The sequence below is a fragment of the Streptomyces kryoterrae genome, from assembly GCF_054072135.1.
In genome coordinates this window covers 609,562-628,272 of sequence record NZ_CM133358.1, presented here as the reverse complement: position 1 = coordinate 628,272, position 18,711 = coordinate 609,562, and the positions used below count along the sequence as shown (strand labels likewise).

The 18,711-nt window shown below is 71.9% G+C and carries 15 protein-coding genes; 5 read left to right on the top strand and 10 right to left on the bottom strand.

The window, feature by feature from the left end:
• Positions 1-64: 64 nt before the first annotated feature.
• A complete protein-coding gene (locus ACW4TU_RS02315) occupies positions 65-2,194 on the bottom strand; it encodes an alpha-galactosidase (protein WP_457424091.1) in 2,130 nt (709 codons plus the stop codon).
• Between the two features lie 177 nt (positions 2,195-2,371).
• Between ACW4TU_RS02315 and ACW4TU_RS02310 the strand changes: the two genes are divergently transcribed.
• A complete protein-coding gene (locus ACW4TU_RS02310; RefSeq protein WP_457424089.1) occupies positions 2,372-3,544 on the top strand; it encodes an ROK family transcriptional regulator in 1,173 nt (390 codons plus the stop codon).
• A 28-nt stretch (positions 3,545-3,572) separates the two neighbouring features.
• Here ACW4TU_RS02310 and ACW4TU_RS02305 read toward each other — a convergent pair whose 3' ends face one another.
• The 5 genes from ACW4TU_RS02305 to ACW4TU_RS02285 all read right to left on the bottom strand — a co-directional run bounded on the left by ACW4TU_RS02305 (position 3,573) and on the right by ACW4TU_RS02285 (position 10,592).
• A complete protein-coding gene (locus ACW4TU_RS02305; protein ID WP_457424087.1) occupies positions 3,573-6,572 on the bottom strand; it encodes a helix-turn-helix transcriptional regulator in 3,000 nt (999 codons plus the stop codon).
• A gap of 46 nt (positions 6,573-6,618) precedes the next feature.
• Positions 6,619-6,969, bottom strand: a complete 351-nt coding sequence (locus ACW4TU_RS02300; protein WP_457424085.1) for a UBP-type zinc finger domain-containing protein — start codon at positions 6,967-6,969, stop codon at positions 6,619-6,621.
• Positions 6,966-8,465 (bottom strand): ATP-binding protein, encoded by a 1,500-nt coding sequence (locus ACW4TU_RS02295; RefSeq protein WP_457424083.1) that lies wholly within the window; start codon positions 8,463-8,465, stop codon positions 6,966-6,968. Before ACW4TU_RS02295 ends, ACW4TU_RS02300 begins: the two co-directional genes overlap by 4 nt.
• A complete protein-coding gene (locus tag ACW4TU_RS02290; RefSeq protein WP_457424081.1) occupies positions 8,462-10,138 on the bottom strand; it encodes an NAD(P)/FAD-dependent oxidoreductase in 1,677 nt (558 codons plus the stop codon). The genes ACW4TU_RS02295 and ACW4TU_RS02290 overlap by 4 nt, the downstream gene beginning before the upstream one ends.
• A 100-nt stretch (positions 10,139-10,238) precedes the next feature.
• A complete protein-coding gene (locus ACW4TU_RS02285; RefSeq protein ID WP_457424079.1) occupies positions 10,239-10,592 on the bottom strand; it encodes a VOC family protein in 354 nt (117 codons plus the stop codon).
• Positions 10,593-10,651: 59 nt separating this feature from the next.
• Between ACW4TU_RS02285 and ACW4TU_RS02280 the strand changes: the two genes are divergently transcribed.
• Positions 10,652-11,524, top strand: coding sequence for a universal stress protein (locus tag ACW4TU_RS02280; RefSeq protein ID WP_457424077.1), 873 nt, complete (start codon positions 10,652-10,654; stop codon positions 11,522-11,524).
• Between the two features lies 1 nt (position 11,525).
• On the opposite strand, the gene ACW4TU_RS02275 is transcribed toward ACW4TU_RS02280, so the two are convergent.
• The 3 genes from ACW4TU_RS02275 to ACW4TU_RS02265 form a co-directional block, all read right to left on the bottom strand.
• Positions 11,526-12,776 (bottom strand): DUF4032 domain-containing protein, encoded by a 1,251-nt coding sequence (locus ACW4TU_RS02275; protein WP_457424075.1) that lies wholly within the window; start codon positions 12,774-12,776, stop codon positions 11,526-11,528.
• Between the two features lie 54 nt (positions 12,777-12,830).
• A complete protein-coding gene (locus ACW4TU_RS02270) occupies positions 12,831-13,571 on the bottom strand; it encodes an MBL fold metallo-hydrolase (protein WP_457424073.1) in 741 nt (246 codons plus the stop codon).
• A gap of 91 nt (positions 13,572-13,662) precedes the next feature.
• Positions 13,663-14,289 carry an alpha-ketoglutarate-dependent dioxygenase AlkB gene (locus tag ACW4TU_RS02265; RefSeq protein WP_457424071.1) on the bottom strand — a complete coding sequence of 209 codons (627 nt, stop codon included), beginning with the start codon at positions 14,287-14,289 and terminating at the stop codon, positions 13,663-13,665.
• Between the two features lie 126 nt (positions 14,290-14,415).
• Between ACW4TU_RS02265 and ACW4TU_RS02260 the strand changes: the two genes are divergently transcribed.
• Together ACW4TU_RS02260 and ACW4TU_RS02255 are read left to right on the top strand one after the other, a co-directional pair.
• Positions 14,416-15,060, top strand: coding sequence for a TetR/AcrR family transcriptional regulator (locus ACW4TU_RS02260; protein WP_457424069.1), 645 nt, complete (start codon positions 14,416-14,418; stop codon positions 15,058-15,060).
• 17 nt (positions 15,061-15,077) lie between these two features.
• Positions 15,078-16,751: an FAD-binding dehydrogenase gene (locus tag ACW4TU_RS02255; RefSeq protein WP_457424067.1), complete on the top strand. Its 1,674-nt coding sequence runs from the start codon at positions 15,078-15,080 to the stop codon at positions 16,749-16,751.
• Here ACW4TU_RS02255 and ACW4TU_RS02250 read toward each other — a convergent pair.
• On the bottom strand, positions 16,748-17,119 hold the full coding sequence (locus ACW4TU_RS02250; RefSeq protein ID WP_457424065.1) for a DUF488 domain-containing protein: 372 nt from the start codon (positions 17,117-17,119) through the stop codon (positions 16,748-16,750). The genes ACW4TU_RS02255 and ACW4TU_RS02250 overlap by 4 nt on opposite strands.
• Before the next feature lie 161 nt (positions 17,120-17,280).
• On the opposite strand from ACW4TU_RS02250, the gene ACW4TU_RS02245 reads away from it, so the two are divergent.
• A complete protein-coding gene (locus ACW4TU_RS02245; RefSeq protein WP_457424063.1) occupies positions 17,281-18,705 on the top strand; it encodes a M1 family metallopeptidase in 1,425 nt (474 codons plus the stop codon).
• The last annotated feature ends 6 nt before the right edge of the window (positions 18,706-18,711 follow it).

Genomic DNA, 18,711 nt, shown 5'->3' with positions numbered 1-18,711 from the left:
TGTAACGCCCGGCCAGGGTGTCGCGGTTCCCCGGCCGACGACGGCCGACCGGGGAACAGGCCGGCTACGCCTCCTGCACGCGCACCAGATGCACGGCCGTGCTGGACCAGTCGCCGGGGGCGAGGTCGAGCCGCATCCCGTACTCGCTCAGCACGTTCGCGTGGTGGACGGCACCCGTGCGCGCGTCCCGGTACCGGGCGCCCGGCGTCAGGCCCCGCAGCCGCACCGGAATCCGGGGGAGACCGTGCCGGGGGCCGTACCGGAAGCCCAGCACCAGGGCCTCGGCCGCGTCCTCGCCGACGTACTGCACGACCGTCGGCTCCTCCCCGAGCGGCCCCGACAGCCGGTACAGCTCACCGTGCTGCACCAGATGCCGCACCTTCTTGTACTCGGCGACCAGCGCCGCACCCTCCGCGAGCTCCTCCTCGGGCCAGCGCGTCAGGTCACCGCCGATGCCGAGCAGCCCGCACATCGCCGCATGGAAACGGAACCGCAGCGGCACCGAACGCGCCGTGAGCTGATTGGGGACGTCGGTCACCCACGCCGACATGGCGCGCGCCGGATACACCTGCCCGAAGCCGTGCTGGATCACCAGCCGGTCCACGGCGTCCGTGTTGTCGGACGTCCACGCCTGGTCCGTACGGGAGAGGATGCCGAGGTCGACCCGGCCGCCGCCACCGCTGCACGTCTCCACCCGCAGTCCCGGATGGTCGGCGCGCAGCCGGTCGATGACGCCGTACAGATTCGCCACGTACCGCGTCCACAGCCGGTCGTTGCCGTCCCGCTGCCCCGGCCAGCCCGACTCGCCGAACGCGCGGTTCATGTCCCACTTGAGGAAGTCGACCCCGTGGTCCCCGACCAGCCTGGTCAGCCAGCCGTACGCCCAGTCCGCCACCTCGTCCCGCGCGAAGTTCAGGACGAGCTGGTTGCGCATCTCGGTACGGGCCCGGCCGGGAACGTGCAGCACCCAGTCGGGGTGCTCGCGGTACAGCGTGCTGTCCGGATTGACCATCTCCGGCTCGACCCAGATCCCGAACCGCATCCCGAGCCGGTGCACGGAGTCGGCCAGCGGCCCGAGCCCGTCGGGGAAGCGTTCCGGAGTCGGTGTCCAGTCGCCCAGCCCCGCCCGGTCGCTGCGCCGCGCCCCGAACCAGCCGTCGTCGACGACATACAGCTCCACCCCGAGCAGGGCGGCCCGCTCGGCCAGCGCCTTCTGGCTCGCCTCGTCGACGTCGAACCCGGTGGCCTCCCACGAGTTGTAGAGCACCGGCGCCAACTCCCGTGCCCGCGGCAGCACATGGGTCGTCGTGTACGTGTGCCAGGCGCGGCTCGCCGCCCCGAACCCGCCGTCCGTGCACAGCCCGGCGAACACCGGCGCGGCGAACTCCTCGCCCGGAGCGAGCGGGATGCTCGTCCCCTCGTGACCGACGCCCCCGGTGAACCCGGCCAGCCCGTCGGGGGTGCGCTGCGCGGTGATGCGCCAACTCCCGCTCCAGGCAAGGGCCGCGCTCCACACCCGGCCGTGCTCCTCCGTCGCCTCGCCAGCGTCGAGCATCACCCACGGGTTGGCGTGATGGCTGGTGATACCGCGTCGGCTGGTCAGCACCGTCTCGCCGAACGGCAGTGTGTCGCGCCGCAGTTGACTCTCGGCCGACCACTGGCCGGTGACATGGCTGAGCCGGTAGTCGCGCAGCGGCGGCAGTGACCAGGCGGCGGAGTCGGCGCGCAGCAGGTCGACGTGCTCGTCACCGGCGTTGCGCACCACCGTCCGGCGTTCGACGACGTCCGTGTCGGCGCGGACCGTGTAGTGCAGCGCGACGTCGAGAGGATAGACGCGGTCGCGGAACTCCAGCACCAACTCGCTCACCCCGGACGCCGGTTCGAGGATCCGGTGGCCGGTCGGCACCCACTCGAAGCCGCGCGAGGAGTCCGCGTACCGGACCTGGAGGGAGGGCGGGCCGTAGCGGGTGCCGCCGTCGACGGGGAGTTCCTCGCCCACCGGAGGCCGGCCCTCGAAGCTGCTCGTCGTGTCCTGCGCCGAGGTGACGAGCGCGCCCGCCTCCGCCAGGGTCAGCCGGGGTCCCCACGCGAGATGACACGGCGCGCCGGTCTCGTCGATCCGCAGCGCGTACGACGTGCGCGGTGTGGTCAGCAGCCAGACCCCGGTGTCCGGGGAGTGGGAGATCAGCGGCATGGTGCCTCACGTTCGTGGAACTGGCGTTGCCCGGCGAAGCGAGCGAGACCATGGATCATGTGTCAACGGGATGCCTGTTTCGGCGTTTCGTAAGTCTAGATGCCTGTACGGAGATGGTTCATCTCATGGGGGCTTCTTTCATTGACAGGGGAAAATAAGCGATCTAGGTTCCGGGTCATGCCCCCGACCTACCGTGCCGAGGTGTTTCCGGCCCGTACGCCGGCCGCCTCGCAGATCTTCACCACGGTGCTGTCCCACGGCCCCCTCACCCGCGCAGACGTGGCCCGGCGTGCGGGGCTGTCCGCCGCCGCCGTCACGAAGGCGGTCCGTCCGCTGGTCGACGCCGGCTACCTGGTCGAGGGCGCGGACATCGAGACCCGCCCTGGACCGGGGCGCCCCGCGAACCTCGTACGTGTCGACGGCGGCCGGGCGCTGTTCATCGGCATCAAGATCACCGGCGACGAGATCTTCGGCGTGCTCACCGACCTGTGCTGTCGCGTCCGGGTCGCCCGGGACATACCGCTGACCGCCCGTACCCCCAAGGCGGTACTGGCGTCGGTCGCCGAGCTGGTCGGGGAGCTGCGCACCGAGGCGGACGGCTTCGGGGTGCCGGTCCTGGGCTGCGGGATCGCCGTCGCAGGGGAGGTCGACCGCGCCGAAGGAGCCGTACGCTACTCGCCCTTCCTGGGGTGGCGTGATGTGGCGCTCGCCGAACTCGCCGGCATGACCACGGGGCTGCCCGTCACGGTCGACAACGACGTGCGGGCGCTCACCGTCGCCGAGCAGTGGTTCGGCGCCGGGGTGGGGCTGTCCGACTTCGCCGTGGTGACCGTGGGCGCGGGCATCGGCTGCGGGCTGGTGGTCCACGGGCGCGTGGTCGCGGGGGTGCACGGGGTGGCCGGCGAGATCGGGCACATCGTCGTCGATCCGGCGGGCCCGCCCTGCCACTGCGGCCGGCGCGGCTGCCTGCAGGCGTTCGCGGGGGACGCGGAGATCGTCGCCAGGGTGCGGGAGGTCACGGGCACCTCGATCACCGACAGCGCCGGGGCCGTCGCCCTGGCCCACGCGGGCCACCCCGGAGCACGGGAGGTGTACGCACGGGCCGGTGAGGCGATCGGGCGGGGCATCGCCACCGTGGCCAACCTGCTCGGCCCCGAGCGCGTGATCATCTCCGGCGAGGGGCTGGCCGCGTACGACCTGTTCGCCGAGCAGATCCGCGACGCGTTCACCGCCACCGCCTTCGGCTCCGCCGCCCGCTGCGAGCTGCTGACCCGGCCGCTGCCCTTCGAGGAGTGGGCGCGCGGGGCGGCGGCGACGGCGATCCGGTCGTTCATCAGAGCGGATCAGTAGCCGACAGGCCAAGGGCAGGGGTGCGAGGTCAGCGGGCTTCCGGGGGCGGCTCCGCCGTGGTCGGCGCCTTCGAGGCCGCCGGGATCAACCCCTCCCGGTAGGCGACCGCCACCGCCTCCCCGCGGCTCGCGGCGCCCAGTTTCGCCAGGATGTTCGAGACGTGGACGCTGGCCGTCTTGCCGCTGATGAACAGTTCCTCACCGATCTGACGGTTGCTGCGGCCCAGTGCGAGCAGCCGCAGGACGTCCTGCTCGCGGGCGGTCAGGGGCGTCGAGGCGGCTCCGGGATCATCGGCGGAGGAGGGCTCCGTGAGCCGGCCGCGGCGGATCAGGGCGTCCACCTCCTTGAGCAGGGGCGCGGCGCCCAGACGTACCGCCGTCTCGCGGGCCGCGCGGGCCTGTGCGCCGGCCTCGTCGCGGCGGCCGTCGGCCAGCAGGGCCTCGGCGAACCGCCTTCTGCAGCGCGCCTGTTCGTAGATCTCGCCGAAGCCGAACGCCGTGACCGCCCGCTCCCAGGCCTCGGCTTCGGGACCGGCCGTCGCCCGTGCCCACTCCGCCTCGGCACGGGCCAGCCAGGCCAGCCCCTCCGGGCCCTGCGGGGCACCGTCGCGGCCGTTCGTCGCCCGGGACCGGGCCAGCTCCAGCAGCTCGGCCGCCGTGTCCGTCCAGCGCAGCGTCCCCGCCTCGTCGCCGGACCGGCGCAGTCGGACGGCCGTGTCGGCGACGGCGGCCAGGGCGAGCGCGGCGAGCCGGACCGCGACCTCGGGAAGCGACCCGGCGTCGTCGGTGAGCGCCTTCACCGTGCCGTGTACGCGCTCCACCGCTGCCTCCGGGTCCCCCGAAAGGGCGGCGGCGTCCGTGAGCACGATGCCCGCGACCAGCGTGGCCATCCAGTCGAACGGGCCGTCGAGGAGAGCCCGGGCGCGGTCGGCGGCGCCCAGGTCACCGCGTGCCAGTGCCACGTACAGCGAAGGCCCCGCCACGAAACCGGCAGCCGCGGGAAGCACTTCGGTGTCGGCCGCCGCCGCGCGGGCGCACTCGTCCCAACGGCCGAGCGTGTACAGCACCACGGACTGCAGATAGCGCATTTCCAGGGGATAGGGCGAGGAGAGGAGACCGGCGCGGCGGGCCCGGTCCAGGCCCTCGGAGAGCCACGGCAGGCTCTCCTCCAGCAGACCGGACTCGAAGCAGCCGATCGCGAGATTGAACAGCGCCCGCATCTCCACCGGCGAACAGCCCGCCCGCCGGGCCAGTTCACGGGCCTCCCGGAGCTTCTCGCGGCCCTCGGGCGTGCGACGGCCCCCTGCTTCGAGAGCTGTCACGGAGATCATGAGGTCGGCCTGCGCGTCGGTGGCCTGCAGCTCCTCGGCGACGGAGAGGGCCTGCCGGGCGACCCGCAGCGCGGCGTCGGTGTCGCCCATCTGCCGTGCCGCCATGACATGGGTGGCCGCCGCCCACACCCAGGTCCGCGACGGAGGCTCGGCCGGGATCAGGGCGAGAGCCTCGCTGCTGTACGCGAACGCGGCCGACAGATGGTCGATGCTCATCAGGTTGTCGGCGAGCGTGTAGCGGACGCGTGCCGCCAGCTCGGCGTCCGTGTCCTGGCCGACTCCGGCGAGCGCTGCCCGGGTGAGTGACACCGCGCGATGCGAGTCACCGGCGTGCGCCGCCGCGGCGGACGCCCGCAGCATCAGCGTCACCGTGTCCAGGCCGTCGCCCGTGGGACGGGCGCCCGCGTCCACCGCCGGCCAGATGTCGAGGGCGGCCTCCAGATGCCGTAGCTCCTCAGCGGGCGCGCCGACGCGGTGGGCGTGGTCGGCGGCCTCCAGCGACGCCGTGAGCGCCTCGGCCAGATCGTGGCTCTCCCGGTAGTGGTGGGCACGCTCCGCCGCGCTCTCGGCGGGGCGGCCCCGCCCGGCCAGCAGCCGCGCGAACGCCCCGTGCAGCCGCGACCGCTCTCCCGGCAGCAGATCGGCGTAGACGGCCTCACGGGCGAGCGCGTGCCGGAAGGAGTAGGTGTCGCCCGCACCGGGCACGAGGAGCTGCCGGCCGACCGCCTCCCGCAGCGCCGCCTCCAGTTCGTCCTCGGGCAGTCGGACGGCGTCGCTCAGCAGCTCGTGCTCGACGCGCCGCCCGGCGACCGCGGCCGTACGCAGCACCTGCTGGGCCGTGTCGGACAGTTGCTCGAAGCGGATGAGGAGAACGTCGGCGAGCCCGCTGGGTACGCCGCCGGACTCCGTGTCGGTGGCCGCGAGCAGCTCCTCCGCGTAGAACGCGTTGCCCTCGGCACGCTCGACGATGCGGCGCACTGTGGTGTCCGGAAGTGGCCGCTCGCCCAGGGCTCGTACCAGCCGGGCCACCTCGGCGTCGGCCATCGGGCGCAGCTCCAGCCGCTCCACGGCGGGCAGCCGCACCAGCTCCGCGAGGAGCGGGCGCAGCGGATGGCGGCGGTGGAGATCGTCCGCGCGGTACGAGGCGAACACCGCGAGCCGGTGGCCGGGCGCCCCGCCCGCGGGCGCCTGGAGCACACCCCGGCTGAGCAGGAACCGCAGCAGGTCCCGGGAGGACTGGTCGGCCCAGTGCAGGTCCTCCAGGACGAGCAGCAGCGGAGCGACCTCGGTGACGGCGGCCAGCAGCCCGGCCATCCCCTCGAACAGCCGCAGCCGCCCACCGGCGTCCCGCACCCCGTCCTCCGCGCCGTCACCGAGCAACCGCCCGACCACGGGATGCGCGGCGAACGCCCCCGCGAACCGCTCGTCGGCCGCCAGCACCCCCAGGATCTCGGTGAACGGCAGATACGGCAGACCGACGTCACCGAGATCGACACAGTGCCCCGTGAGCACGGTCATCCCGCTGGCGGAGGCCCGCCCGGCGGCCTCAGCCAGCACCCGCGTCTTGCCCACCCCGGCGTCCCCGGCGATGAGCACGGCACGCGGCTCACGGACGCGGGCGCGATCGAGCACGGCCGAGAGACGGGTCAGTTCGTCGTCGCGGCCGATGAGCGGGGTGTCGAACAGGTTCTGCGGCACAGCCGAATCCTGACATGCACCACTGACAGCCTTGACCTGCGGGCTCTCAGCGCAGAGTCTCCGCCCAGTTCGCCGGGACGCGTCCTGCCGGTCCCGGGGTGGGCTGGTCGGCCGGATGGGCGGCCGGGGGAGCGAGGGGCGGGCCGTCCTCGAACAGTTCGGACGTCTCGAAGTTCCAGAACCAGGCCTCGCCCGGCTCGTAACTGCGGATCACCGGATGGCCGGTGTCCCGGAAGTGGGCGGTGGCGTGCTTCGAGGGCGAGTCGTCGCAGCAGCCGATGTGTCCGCACTGGGCGCAGCGCCGCAGATGGAACCACCAGCCGCCGGCGGCGTCGCACTCGACACATCCCGCACCGCTGGGCGGGACGCTGGGGTCGATTCCGGTGTCCTTGGTCATGACGGCTCCTGAGCCGGGTCGAAGGCCCCGGCGGTGTCGGTGTCGGTGTCGGTATCGGGGTCGGGGTCGGCTGCGGTGAGGGGGAGCAGCACCTGGAAGCGGGTGTCGCCGGGTACGGACTCGACCTTCAGGTCACCGTGGTGTTTGTTGACGACGATCCGCCAGGAGATGTCGAGCCCCAGCCCCGTGCCCTCGCCCACCGGCTTGGTGGTGAAGAACGGGTCGAAGATCCGGCCCTTGATCTCCGCCGGCACTCCCGGCCCCGTGTCGCGGAACTCGACCAGCAGCCGGTCGTGGACCTGCGCCGTCCGCACGGTCAACGTCCCTTCCCCGCCCGCGCTGTTGATGGCGGAGACCGCGTTGTCGATCAGGTTGGTCCACACCTGGTTCAGCTCGGCTGGGTAGGCCGGGATCCTCGGCAGCGAGAGGTCGTACTCCTTCACGACCTTGACGCGCGAACCCATCTTCCCCGACAGCATCAGCAGCGTGCTGTCGAGGAGTTCGTGCACGTCGGCGACCTGGTAGGGGGCGCGGTCCAGCTGCGAGTACTGCTTGGCGGCGCCGACCAGATGCGAGATGCGTGTGGTGGAGTCCTCGATCTCGGACATCAACAGCTCGGTCTCGACCGTGTAGTTGAGCCACCCGATGGCTGCCTGGAGGATCTCCTCGTCGACGGCCGCCGCGACCTGCTCCAGCCAGTCGACGTCGAGGCCGCCCTGCACGAAGGTCGGCGCGATCTGCCAGCCGCCCTGGATGCCGTGGTCGTCGAGCCAGTCGGCGACCTCGTCCTCCCGGTCGGACGCTTCGAGCGGGCTCAGTGACCGCCCCTTCGCGACCCGCTCGGCCGTCCGCTCCTGAATGTCGACCAGGGCCTTCAGGGCGTCGCGGTGGTAGGGACCCGAGGCGATGATCCCGAGCTTCTGCCGCATGTGCGCCACCCGGTCCCGCAACGACGACGTGGCCCGTACGGCCGCGGCGGCCGGGTTGTTGAGCTCATGGGTCAGCCCGGCGGACAACGAGCCCAGCGCGAGCAGCCGTTCACGTTGCCCGACGGCCCGCTGCGTGGTCTGCGAACCGTAGAACAGCCCCTCCAGCAGATGGACCGCCATCGGGAAATACTCCTGCATGAACGCCGCGAACGAGTCGGATGGCAGCACGAAGAACCGGCTCGGTTCCGTGACCCGCATCGAGTTCTTGTACTGCTGCGCTTCCGGCTTCCCCAGATACGCCTGCATGGCTCCCGAGTACACGCCGGGCTGGGAGGTGCGGTTCACCTCGACGTCGTCGCTGCCGACCCGGCGCGACAGGACGACCGTGCCCTCGATCATCACGTAGAAGCAGGTGGCCTGGTCGCCCTCCGCGTACACCGGCCCCGGATCGAACAGTTCGACCCGGCCCTCGCTGCACAGCCTGCCGAGCTGCTCGGCGGTCAGCTTCTCGAACAGGAACAGGGCCCTGATCTCCGCGGGGCTGCACGGCATCAACCGGCCGCTCACGACTGCTCCAGATATCGGTGTACGAGCATCACGGCCATGGCTCCCTCTCCGACGGCGGACGCGACCCGCTTGGCGGACTCCGCGCGCGCGTCCCCGGCGACGAACACTCCGGGGATGTTGGTCTCCAGGTGGTACGGCGGCCTGTCCAGCTCCCAGTCCGCCGGTGGCCGCCCGTCGGCGGTCAGATCGGGCCCGGCGAGGATGAACCCGCGCTCGTCCCGCAGCACCGTTCCGTCCAGCCAGTCGGTCAGCGGGGCCGCGCCGATGAACACGAACAGCCACTGCGCGTCGACCAGTTCGGTCTGTCCGCTCGCCGTGTCGCGCAAGGTCAGCTGCTCCAGGTGGCCGTCGCCGTGCGCGGACTCGACGACCGTGCCGGCCCGCACCGAGATGTTCGGCGACTCGGCGATCTGCTGGATCAGGTAGTGCGACATCGACGCCGTGAGGTCCGCCCCGCGCACCAGCAGCGTGACCGACTTGGCGCCCCTGGACAGGTACATCGCCGCCTGCCCGGCCGAGTTGGCGCCGCCGACGATGTACACGTCGTGGCCCTGGCAGGCGGCGGCCTCGGTCAGCGCCGACCCGTAGAACACCCCGCAGCCCGACAGATCGACGGCCCCCGGCGCCTCCAGCTGCCGGTACGACACACCGGTCGCCAGGATCACGCTGTGCGCGGCGATCGCCGACCCGTCCGAGAACCGTACGAGCCGAGCCGCACCGCTCACCTCCAGACCGGTCACCTCGCGCGCGGAGAGGATCTCGGCGCCGAACTTGGTGGCCTGGCGCCGCGCCCGGTCGGTGAGCTGGGCGCCCGAGACCCCGTCCGGGAAGCCCAGGTAGTTCTCGATCCGCGAACTCTGCCCGGCCTGCCCGCCGGTCGCCGACCGCTCCACCAGCACCGTCCGCAGCCCCTCCGAGGCCCCGTACACGGCCGCGCCCAGCCCGGCCGGCCCGCCGCCGATGACGACCAGGTCGTAGAAGTCGGCCGTGGGCGTCGTCGCCAGCCCCACGTGCGCGGCCAGCTCCGGCACCTCCGGCTCGACGAGCGCCGTACCGTCCGCCGTGATCACGACCGGCAGCCGCTGCCCGTCCTGACCGCAGGCCGCGAGCAGCCGCCGCCCCTCGGGTTCCTCGGTGGAGTACCAGCGGTACGGCACCTGGTTGCGGGCCAGGAACTCCCGTACGTCCGACGAGCGGGCCGACCACCGGTGGCCGACCACCTTGGTGCTCGGCACCGGCCGGAAGTCACTGCGCCGCCAGGCCTCCAGGAGATCGTCGAGCACCGGATAGAGCTTCTCCTCCGGCGGATCCCAGGGCTTGAGGAGATAGTGGTCGAGGTCGACGACGTTGATCGCGTCGATCGCCGCGTCCGTGTCCGCGTACGCGGTGAGCAGCACGCGCCGCGCGCCCGGATACACGTCCAGGGCCTGTTCGAGGAACTCGATGCCGTTCATCTGCGGCATCCGGTAGTCGGCCAGGATCACCGCCACCAGATCACCGCGCAGCTTCAGCTCCCGCAGCGCGTCCAGCGCGGACTCGCCGGATTCCGCGCGCACGATGCGGTACGACTCGCCGTACCGCCGCCGCAGGTCACGGGCGACGGCCCGGGACACCCCGGGGTCGTCGTCCACGGTCATGATGACGGTCCGCGCTGCGTCCGCGGCCTGTGCCATACGTCTCCCACCCCGAGCGGTCGGAATCACCGGGCGGCGTCAGCCCGGTGCCGCGCCGCCTTCGCCCCATCGTATGTTCGATCGCCGCGCTTCGCTCCGGTCAGCTCTTCCGCGCGCCGAGCACGCAGAACTCGTTGCCCTCCGGGTCCAGAAGCGTGGTCCAGGACTGCTCGCCCTGGCCGATGTCCGCGTGGCGCGCTCCGAGGGCCAGCAGACGGCCGACCTCGGCCTGCTGGTCCTCGGGCCGGAAGTCGAGGTGCAGCCGGTTCTTGACGGACTTGGCCTCCGGGACCCGTACGAAGAGGAGGCCGGGCAGCTGGTCCGGTGTCGGCCGGATCTCGTACTCCTCGGGGGAGTCGTCGACGGCCGCCCAGCCGAGCGCCTCCGCCCACCAGCTCCCCAGGGCGGCCGGGTCCGCCGCGTCCACGATCACTTGTTCCCACTGCAAGGTCATGGGCACACGGTAGTGAACACTGGGCCCGGTAAGCATGATCACGACACGGAGGGAACCGTATGACGCGCCCGATCACGGCAGGGGTGGACGGAACGCCCGAAAGCCATGCAGCGCTGGCCTGGGCGGCCCGGGAGGCCGAACGCCGCAAGCTCCCGCTGCGGGTGGTGCATGCCTGGGAGATGGTGCCGGACCAGGCGTTCGGGGCCGGGACCCGGGAGACCCACGACCAGCGGGTGCGGGACGGCGTGGACGAGGCGGCGCGGAGCGTCGCCGAACACCGTCCGGAGCTGGACCTGACCGTCGACGTGATCGAGGGCAGCGTGGCGGACTCGCTCGCGGGGGCCGCGGCGGACGCCGAGATGCTGGTGCTCGGCTCCCGTGGGCACGGGGCCGTCGTCGGGTTCCTGCTCGGCTCCGTCGGGCAGCAGGTGATCGCCGAGTCCACGCGGCCCGTCGTCCTCGTCCGCGCGGAGGACCGCGCCTCCGACGAGGCCGCCGGCCGTGAGGTCGTCGTGGGCCAGCAGGGCGACCCGGAGGAGAGCGCGCCCGCCCTGCGGTTCGCGTTCGAGGCCGCGGCGGCCCGTGGCGCTGCCGTCCGCGCCGTACGGGCGTGGAGCCTGCCGCCGGTGTTCGCGTACAGCCCGGGCTCGCTGAAGCTCCTCGACGAGGCCGGAGGGATGGAACCGTACGAGAAGAACGCGCTGGCCGCCGCGCTGAAGCCGTGGCGCGAGCGCTTCCCCGAGGTGCCGGTCACCCAGCACGTGGAGATGGGCAGCGCGGGGGAGGTGCTGCTGTCGGTGGCCTCCCGGGCGCAGCTCCTGGTCGTCGGGCGGCGCGCCCGCCGCTCGGCCGTGGGCGCGCGGATCGGCTCGGTCGCCCACGGCGTACTGCACCACGCGCACTGCCCGGTGGCCGTCGTCCCGCACGGGTGACTCAGACGGACGGCGCCGCCTCGTCCGCCGCCAGGGGCAGCGCCTGGCGGGCCTTGGGCAGGATGTTGACGATGTAGTCCTGGACCGCCGTGTCCAGGCCGATGTCATGCTGCGCCCGCTCGGAGAGGAACCAGCGGTGTTCCAGGAGCTGGTGGTAGATCTCGGCGGGGTCCACGTTCCCGCGCAGCTCGCGCGGGACCTCCCGCACGGTCGGCCGGAACACCTCCCGCACCCAGCGGTGCGCGAGCACCTCCGGGCTGGCGCCGAGGGGGTCGCCCGGCTCGTAGTCGTCCTGGGAGGCCATCCAGCTCTCCAGGTCGCCGAGGAGCCGCCGCGCCTGGTTCTCCTCGGTGTCGAGCCCGGTCAGCCGCAGCAGCTGCCGCTGGTGATGGCCGGCGTCGACGACCTTCGGTACGAAGGTCACCGTGTCGCCGTTCGAGGAGTGCTCGATCTGCATCTCGGCCACGTCGAAGCCGAGCTCGTTGAGGCGCCGGATGCGGCGCTCGATGTAGTGGTACTTGCCCGCCGGGTAGACGGAGGTGCGGGTCAGCTCCTGCCACAGCCGCTGGTAGCGGGCGCAGATCTCCATGCCGAACTCGATCGGGTCCACGGAGGGGTGCAGCGCCCCGGACGCCTCCAGGTCCAGCAGCTCACCGCTGATGTTCACGCGGGCGAGGTCGAGGTCGTACTCGCGCTGGCCGTTGCTGAGCTGCGGGTGCAGATCGCCCGTCTCGGCGTCGACCAGGTACGCGGCGTACGCGCCCGCGTCGCGCCGGAAGAGGGTGTTGGACAGGGAGCAGTCGCCCCAGGCGAACCCGGCGAGGTGAAGGCGGACCAGCAGGACGGCCAGCGCGTCCATCAGGCGGTGCATGGTGGCCGGCCGCATCGTCGTCTCGAACATCGAGCGGTACGGCATGGAGCCGCCGAGGTGCCGGGTGATCAGCACCGGCTCCAGGGCGCCGCCCTCGTCGGTGGCTCGCCCGGTGACCACGGCCAGGGGGTCGACGGCCGGGATGCCGAGCCGGTCCAGGTCCCGCAGCAGCTCGTACTCGCGCAGGGCCGGGCGTTCCGCCAGTTCCTTGACGGCGATCACCTCGTCGCCGGCGCGCGCGTAGCGCACGACGTGCCGGGAGATGCCGCGCGGCAGCGGCACGAGGTAGCGGTCGGGCCACTCCTCCAGGGGGAGGTGCCACGGCAGTTCGAGCAGGAGTACCGGGTGCTCGGGATTGGTGGCGCTGATCTGCAATGCCATGGCTCGACCGTTCTCGTTCTGCTGGTGATCGTCACCTCACTGTAGAGCGCCGCCTCACAGGGCTCGCTCCCGCGCCTGCCGGGCCGCCTCGCGCACGCTGCCGTGGTGCACGGGCCCGTGGCCGGGCAGCAGGACATCGCCCGCGAGCTTCTCCAGCAGGTCCAGCGAGGCCACCGCACGCTCGCGCTCACGGTGGAACATGTCGGGCAGCAGCTGCGGGCCCTTGAGCCGGGCGGTCGGGTGCCCGCTGACCAGGGCGTCGCCGGAGACCACGACCCCGGCGTCCGGGAGGTGGAAGGCGCAGTGCCCGTCGGTGTGCCCCGGGGTGTGGACGGGGACGGGCCCGCCCGGCAGGTCGAGCACCTCGGGGAACGGCCTCGGCTCGGCGACCGGGACCTGTGCGGTGCCGCCGGAACGGATCGCGTGCACGGCCCAGGGGAGCACGCCGGGCCGCCAGCCGTTCCTGAGCACCTCCCCGACGCTCACCTGGTGCAGGAAGTCCCGGCGTGCGTGCGGGACTTCGGCCTCGTGCGTCAGCACCGGCGTGCCGTACGTGGAACGGAGGTGCTCGGCCGAGCCGATGTGGTCGTTGTGGGCGTGCGTCACGAGTATCGCCGCGACCGCCTCCGGTGAACTCCCCACCTGTGCGAGCGAGTCGAGGACCAGCTGCCGGTCGCCGGGGTATCCGGTGTCGATCAGGGTGGCGGCGTCCCCCTCGGTGAGGATCACCCAGTTGGTGTTGCTTCCGTGCACGAGGTAAATGCCATCGGCGACTTGCTGGACGTCTGCCCGCATGATCTTCCCGTTCTGCAGTTCGCTGCCGGATGACGCACAGCAAATCAGACAGCGGGGGAGCGGCCCACGACGGGGCGGGCCGCCGGGTGCGTCACTGCACCCCGCGCGGCCGGAACTGGATGCTGATGCGCGGCCCGGTGACACGTGTGCTCTTGGGGACGGCGTGCTCCCAGGTCCGCTGGCAGGAGCCGCCCATCACGATCAGGTCCCCGTGCCCCAGAGGGCGCCGCACCGTCTCGCCGCCGCGCACCGGCCGCAGCAGCAGGTCGCGCGGTGCGCCCACGGAGAGAATCGCGACCATGGTGTCCTCGCTCGCACCACGCCCGATCCGGTCCCCGTGCCAGGCGACACTGTCCCGTCCGTCGCGGTAGTAACAGAGCCCGGCCGTGGTGAACGGCTCCCCGAGCTCGGCCGCGTAGTGCGCGCCGAGCGCGTCCCGCGCCTGCGCCAGCACCGGGTGCGGCAGGGCGTCCGCCTCGCCGTAGAAGGCCAGCAGCCGAGGGACGTCCACGACGTGGTCGTACATCTTCCGGCGCTCGGCCCGCCAGGGGACCTCGGCCGCCAGTCGTTCGAACAGGGCGTCCGCTCCATGGAGCCAGCCGGCGAGTTCGTCGATCCAGGCGCCGTGACCCAGCGGCGTGCGGCGCGTTCCGGCCAGTGCGCCGAGCCGGAGTTCGTCGGTCTGGTCGAAGAGGGAACCTTGGAGATGCGCGGCCATGGCACCAGCGTACTCCCGAATTCGAATACATGTTCTTATTTGGGGAGTGGCTCGATCTCATCCCCTCGAACCCTTTGGATACATCGATGTATCGGATACATTCCTGTATCGAACGGAGGGCCGGACATGGCGGTCGAGGGAACGGCGGGGCGGGTGACCAAACGGCGCGTGCGGACGCGCGCCAATCTGCTGGAGGCCGCGTTCGCGGTGTTCGCCGCGAAGGGGTTCGGGCGGGTCTCGATCGAGGAGGTCTGTGAGGCCGCCGGCTACAGCAGAGGCGCCTTCTACTCGAACTTCGACAGCCTGGACGAGCTGTTCTTCGCCCTCTACGGAGAACGCGCCGGCCTGATCGCCGACCAGGTCGCGGGCGCGCTCGCGCTGGACGGCCCGGATCTCGACGTACCCGCGGCCGTCGACCGGGTCACCGAGGTGCTGCTGCTCGACCTGGACTGGCTGCTGGTCAAGACCGACTTCCTGGTCCACGCGGCCCGGGACCCCGCCGTCGCCCAGACCCTGCTGGAACACCGCGAGCGGCTGCGGCGGGCCGTCGCGGACAGGCTCGCCCGCGCCACCGGACACACCGAACTGCCCGTCGTACTCGGCGACACCGAGGGCGCCGCCCACGCGGTGATCGCCGCCTACGACGGGGTCACGACCCAACTGCTGCTGGACAAGGACGTCGAGCACGCGCGCGCGTGGCTCAAGCAGCTGCTCACCGCACTGCTCACCGACGGCAGCAGCGACAACCCGGCCGCGCGCAGCGGCGGATGAGAAAGGGAACGGTCGCCATGGATGCGGACGTCATCGTCGTCGGAGCCGGCCTCGCCGGACTGGTCGCGGCACACGAGCTGACCAGCAAGGGCCGGCGGGTCGCGCTCGTCGACCAGGAGAACGCCGCCAACCTCGGCGGGCAGGCCTTCTGGTCGTTCGGCGGGCTGTTCCTCGTCGACTCCCCGGAGCAGCGGCGGGTCGGCATCAAGGACTCCTTCGACCTCGCCTGGAGCGACTGGCAGGGCAGCGCCCAGTTCGACCGCGTCGACGACGAGGACTCCTGGGCGGTGAAATGGGCGCGCGCCTACGTCGAGTTCGCCGCGGGGGAGAAGCGGTCCTGGCTGGCCGGTCACGGCATCTCGTTCCTGCCGACGGTCGGCTGGGCCGAACGCGGCGACCTGCGCGCCCACGGGCACGGCAACTCCGTACCCCGCTTCCACGTCTCCTGGGGCACCGGCACCGGAGTCGTCGAACCCTTCGTGCTCAGCGCCAAGGAGGCGTCCCGAGCCGGACTGCTGACCTTCTACCACCGTCACCAGGTCGACGAACTCGTCGTCACGGAGGGCGCGGTGCGCGGCGTACGCGGCACGGTCCTCGCCGAGGACGACTCGCCGCGCGGAGTGGCGTCCAACCGGGACCGGCTCGGCGACTTCGAACTCACCGCCCAGGCCGTGATCGTCACCACCGGCGGCATCGGCGCCAACCACGACATCGTGCGCCGGTACTGGCCCGAGCGGCTCGGCACGGCGCCGGCCGACATGGTCACCGGTGTGCCCGCCTACGTCGACGGGCGGATGCTCGACATCAGCGCCCAGGCCGGAGTGCGTCTCGTCAACCGGGACCGCATGTGGCACTACACCGAGGGCATCCAGAACTGGAACCCGATCTGGCCCGGCCACGGCATCCGCATCCTGCCCGGCCCGTCCTCCATGTGGTTCGACGCGCTCGGCCGCCGCCTGCCCGACCCCTGCCTGCCCGGATACGACACCCTCGGCACCCTCAAGTACCTGCGCACCACCGAGGACATCGCCGAGCACGACCACTCCTGGTTCATCCTCACCCAGCGGATCATCGAGAAGGAGTTCGCCCTCTCGGGCTCCGAGCAGAACCCCGACATCACCGCCAAGAACCGCAAGGCGTTCCTCAAGGAGCGCATCCTCGGCAAGGGCGCCCCCGGCCCGGTGGCCGACTTCGTCAAGCACGGCGCGGACTTCGTGGTCGCCGACAACCTCGACCAACTCATCGGGAAAATGAACGAGTTGACGGACAAGCCGCTCCTCGACGTGGACGGGGTGCGCCGCCAGATCGAGGCCCGCGACCTCCAGATCGCCAACCCGTACAGCAAGGACGCGCAGGTTCAGGGAATCCGCAACTCCCGCCGCTACATCGGCGACCGGCTCGGCCGCACCGCCTCCCCGCACCGCATCCTCGACCCCGAGGCCGGCCCGCTCATCGGCGTCAAGCTCCACACCCTCACCCGCAAGACCCTCGGCGGTATCCAGACGGACCTGGACTCACGCGCGCTGGGCGCGACGGGCGAGCCCGTCGAGGGGCTGTACGCGGCCGGCGAGGTCGCCGGCTTCGGCGGCGGCGGCGTGCACGGCTACAACGCCCTGGAGGGCACGTTCCTCGGCGGCTGTCTCTTCTCGGGCCGCGCGGCCGGGCGGGCCGCGGCGCGGGCGACCGCCTAGGGTTCTCCGCCGGACGTCAGCAGTTCGGCCAGCACTGAGGCATGGCTCCGCTCAGGGGCCTTGGCGGCGGTGACAAGCGTCGCCGGGCCCTTGGCGGCCAGCTCACGCAGCGTGTGCAGGGGTTCGGCCGCCTCGGGCGCGGCCAGCTCCGCCTCGTAGCGGCGCCGGAACTCCTCGTAGGCGTCGGCCGCGTCCTCCTGGGAGTGGTACCAGCGGCGCAGCTCGGTCGACGGGGTCAGTGCCTTCGGCCACTCGTGGATCCGCGCCGCGTCCTTGGACAGGCCGCGCGGCCAGAGCCGGTCGACCAGGACGCGTACGCCGTCGTCCGGCTCGGGAGGTTCGTAGACGCGACGGACGCGGACGGTCACGAGGGCCTCCGGCGGGGTGGGGTACGGGTGCGGTGACCGAAAGAATGATGCGTTCGCCCGCCGGGGCTCGCAACTTGACCAGAAGGAGGAGGATTTCGTGCGGTGGCGCCTTTAGGGTGAAAACCCTGAAGATGATCACACCTAGCATCGTAGGAGTTCGTGTGAGACCCCCCAGGAAGTACGCAGGCACTCGCACCGCGGTCCTCCGTCGTGACGCCGTCGTCGCGACCGTGCCCGTCGCCCTCGCGGCCCTGCTGGCCGCCGCCGCACCCGCGAGCGCCGCGACGACAGGTGCCTCCGGTGTCGGAGACCCGTACTTCCCGCTGTCCGGAAACGGCGGCTACCACGTCGCCCACTACGACCTGAACCTGCGCTACGACCCCGTGAGCCGCCGCCTCGACGGCAAGGCCGTACTCACCGTCCGCGCCACCCAGAAGCTGACCCGCTTCAACCTCGACCTCAGCGGCCTGAAGGTCACCGCCCTCACCGTCGACCGCGTGAAGGCGCCTTTCCGGCGCTCCGGGCAGGAACTGATCGTCAGCCCGCGCCACGCCCTGCACAAGGACCAGACGTTCCAGGTAGCCGTCACCTACTCCGGTGTCCCCAAGGCGGTCACCGACCCGGACGGTTCGAAGGACGGCTGGATCGCCACCGACGACGGCGTGTTCGTCGCCGGTGAGCCGCAGGGCTCCATGAGCTGGTTCCCCGGCAACAACCACCCCAAGGACAAGGCCTCGTACGACTTTACGATCACCGTCCCCCAGGGACGCACGGCGGTGGCCAACGGCGTCCTCCTGGGCCAGAAGACCGCGGGCGGCAGGTCCGCCTTCCGGTGGCGCCAGTCGGAGCCGATGGCCGCCTACCTGGCCACGGCCACGGTCGGGAAGTTCAAGGTCGAGCAGTACACCACCCGCGGCGGCATCAAGGTCTACAACGCCGTCGATCCACGCGAGGCCTCCGACGCGGCGCCCGTGCTGAAGAAGCTGCCGTCCGTCCTGGACTGGGAGGCCAAGCTCTTCGGCCCCTACCCGTACAAGGCCGCCGGAGCCATCGTCGACCGCGCCCCGCAGGTCGGCTTCGCACTGGAGACGCAGACCCGTCCCGTCTACGACCAGGCGCCCGATCTCAGCACCCTGGTCCACGAGAGCGCCCACCAGTGGTTCGGCGACTCCGTCGCCCTCACCAGCTGGAAGGACATCTGGCTCAACGAGGGCTTCGCGACCTACACGGAGTGGCTGTACGCGGAACAGCACGGCGGCCCGAGCGCCCAGAAGACCTTCGACAACCTGTACGCCACGGCCAAGGACGACGACCTGTGGTCGTTCCCGCCCGCCGACCCCGGCAGCGGCGCGAACATATTCGGCAGGCCCGTCTACGACCGCGGCGCCATGGCCCTGCACAAGCTCCGCAAGACGGTCGGTGACCCCGCCTTCTTCAAGATCCTGCGCACCTGGGCCACCGACCACCGGGGCGGACACGGTACGACCGCCCAGTTCACCGCCCTCGCCGAGCGCGTCTCCGGCAAGGACCTGGACCAGCTGTTCCTGACCTGGATCGGCACGAAGGGCAAGCCCTCCGCGCCGTAGCACCGC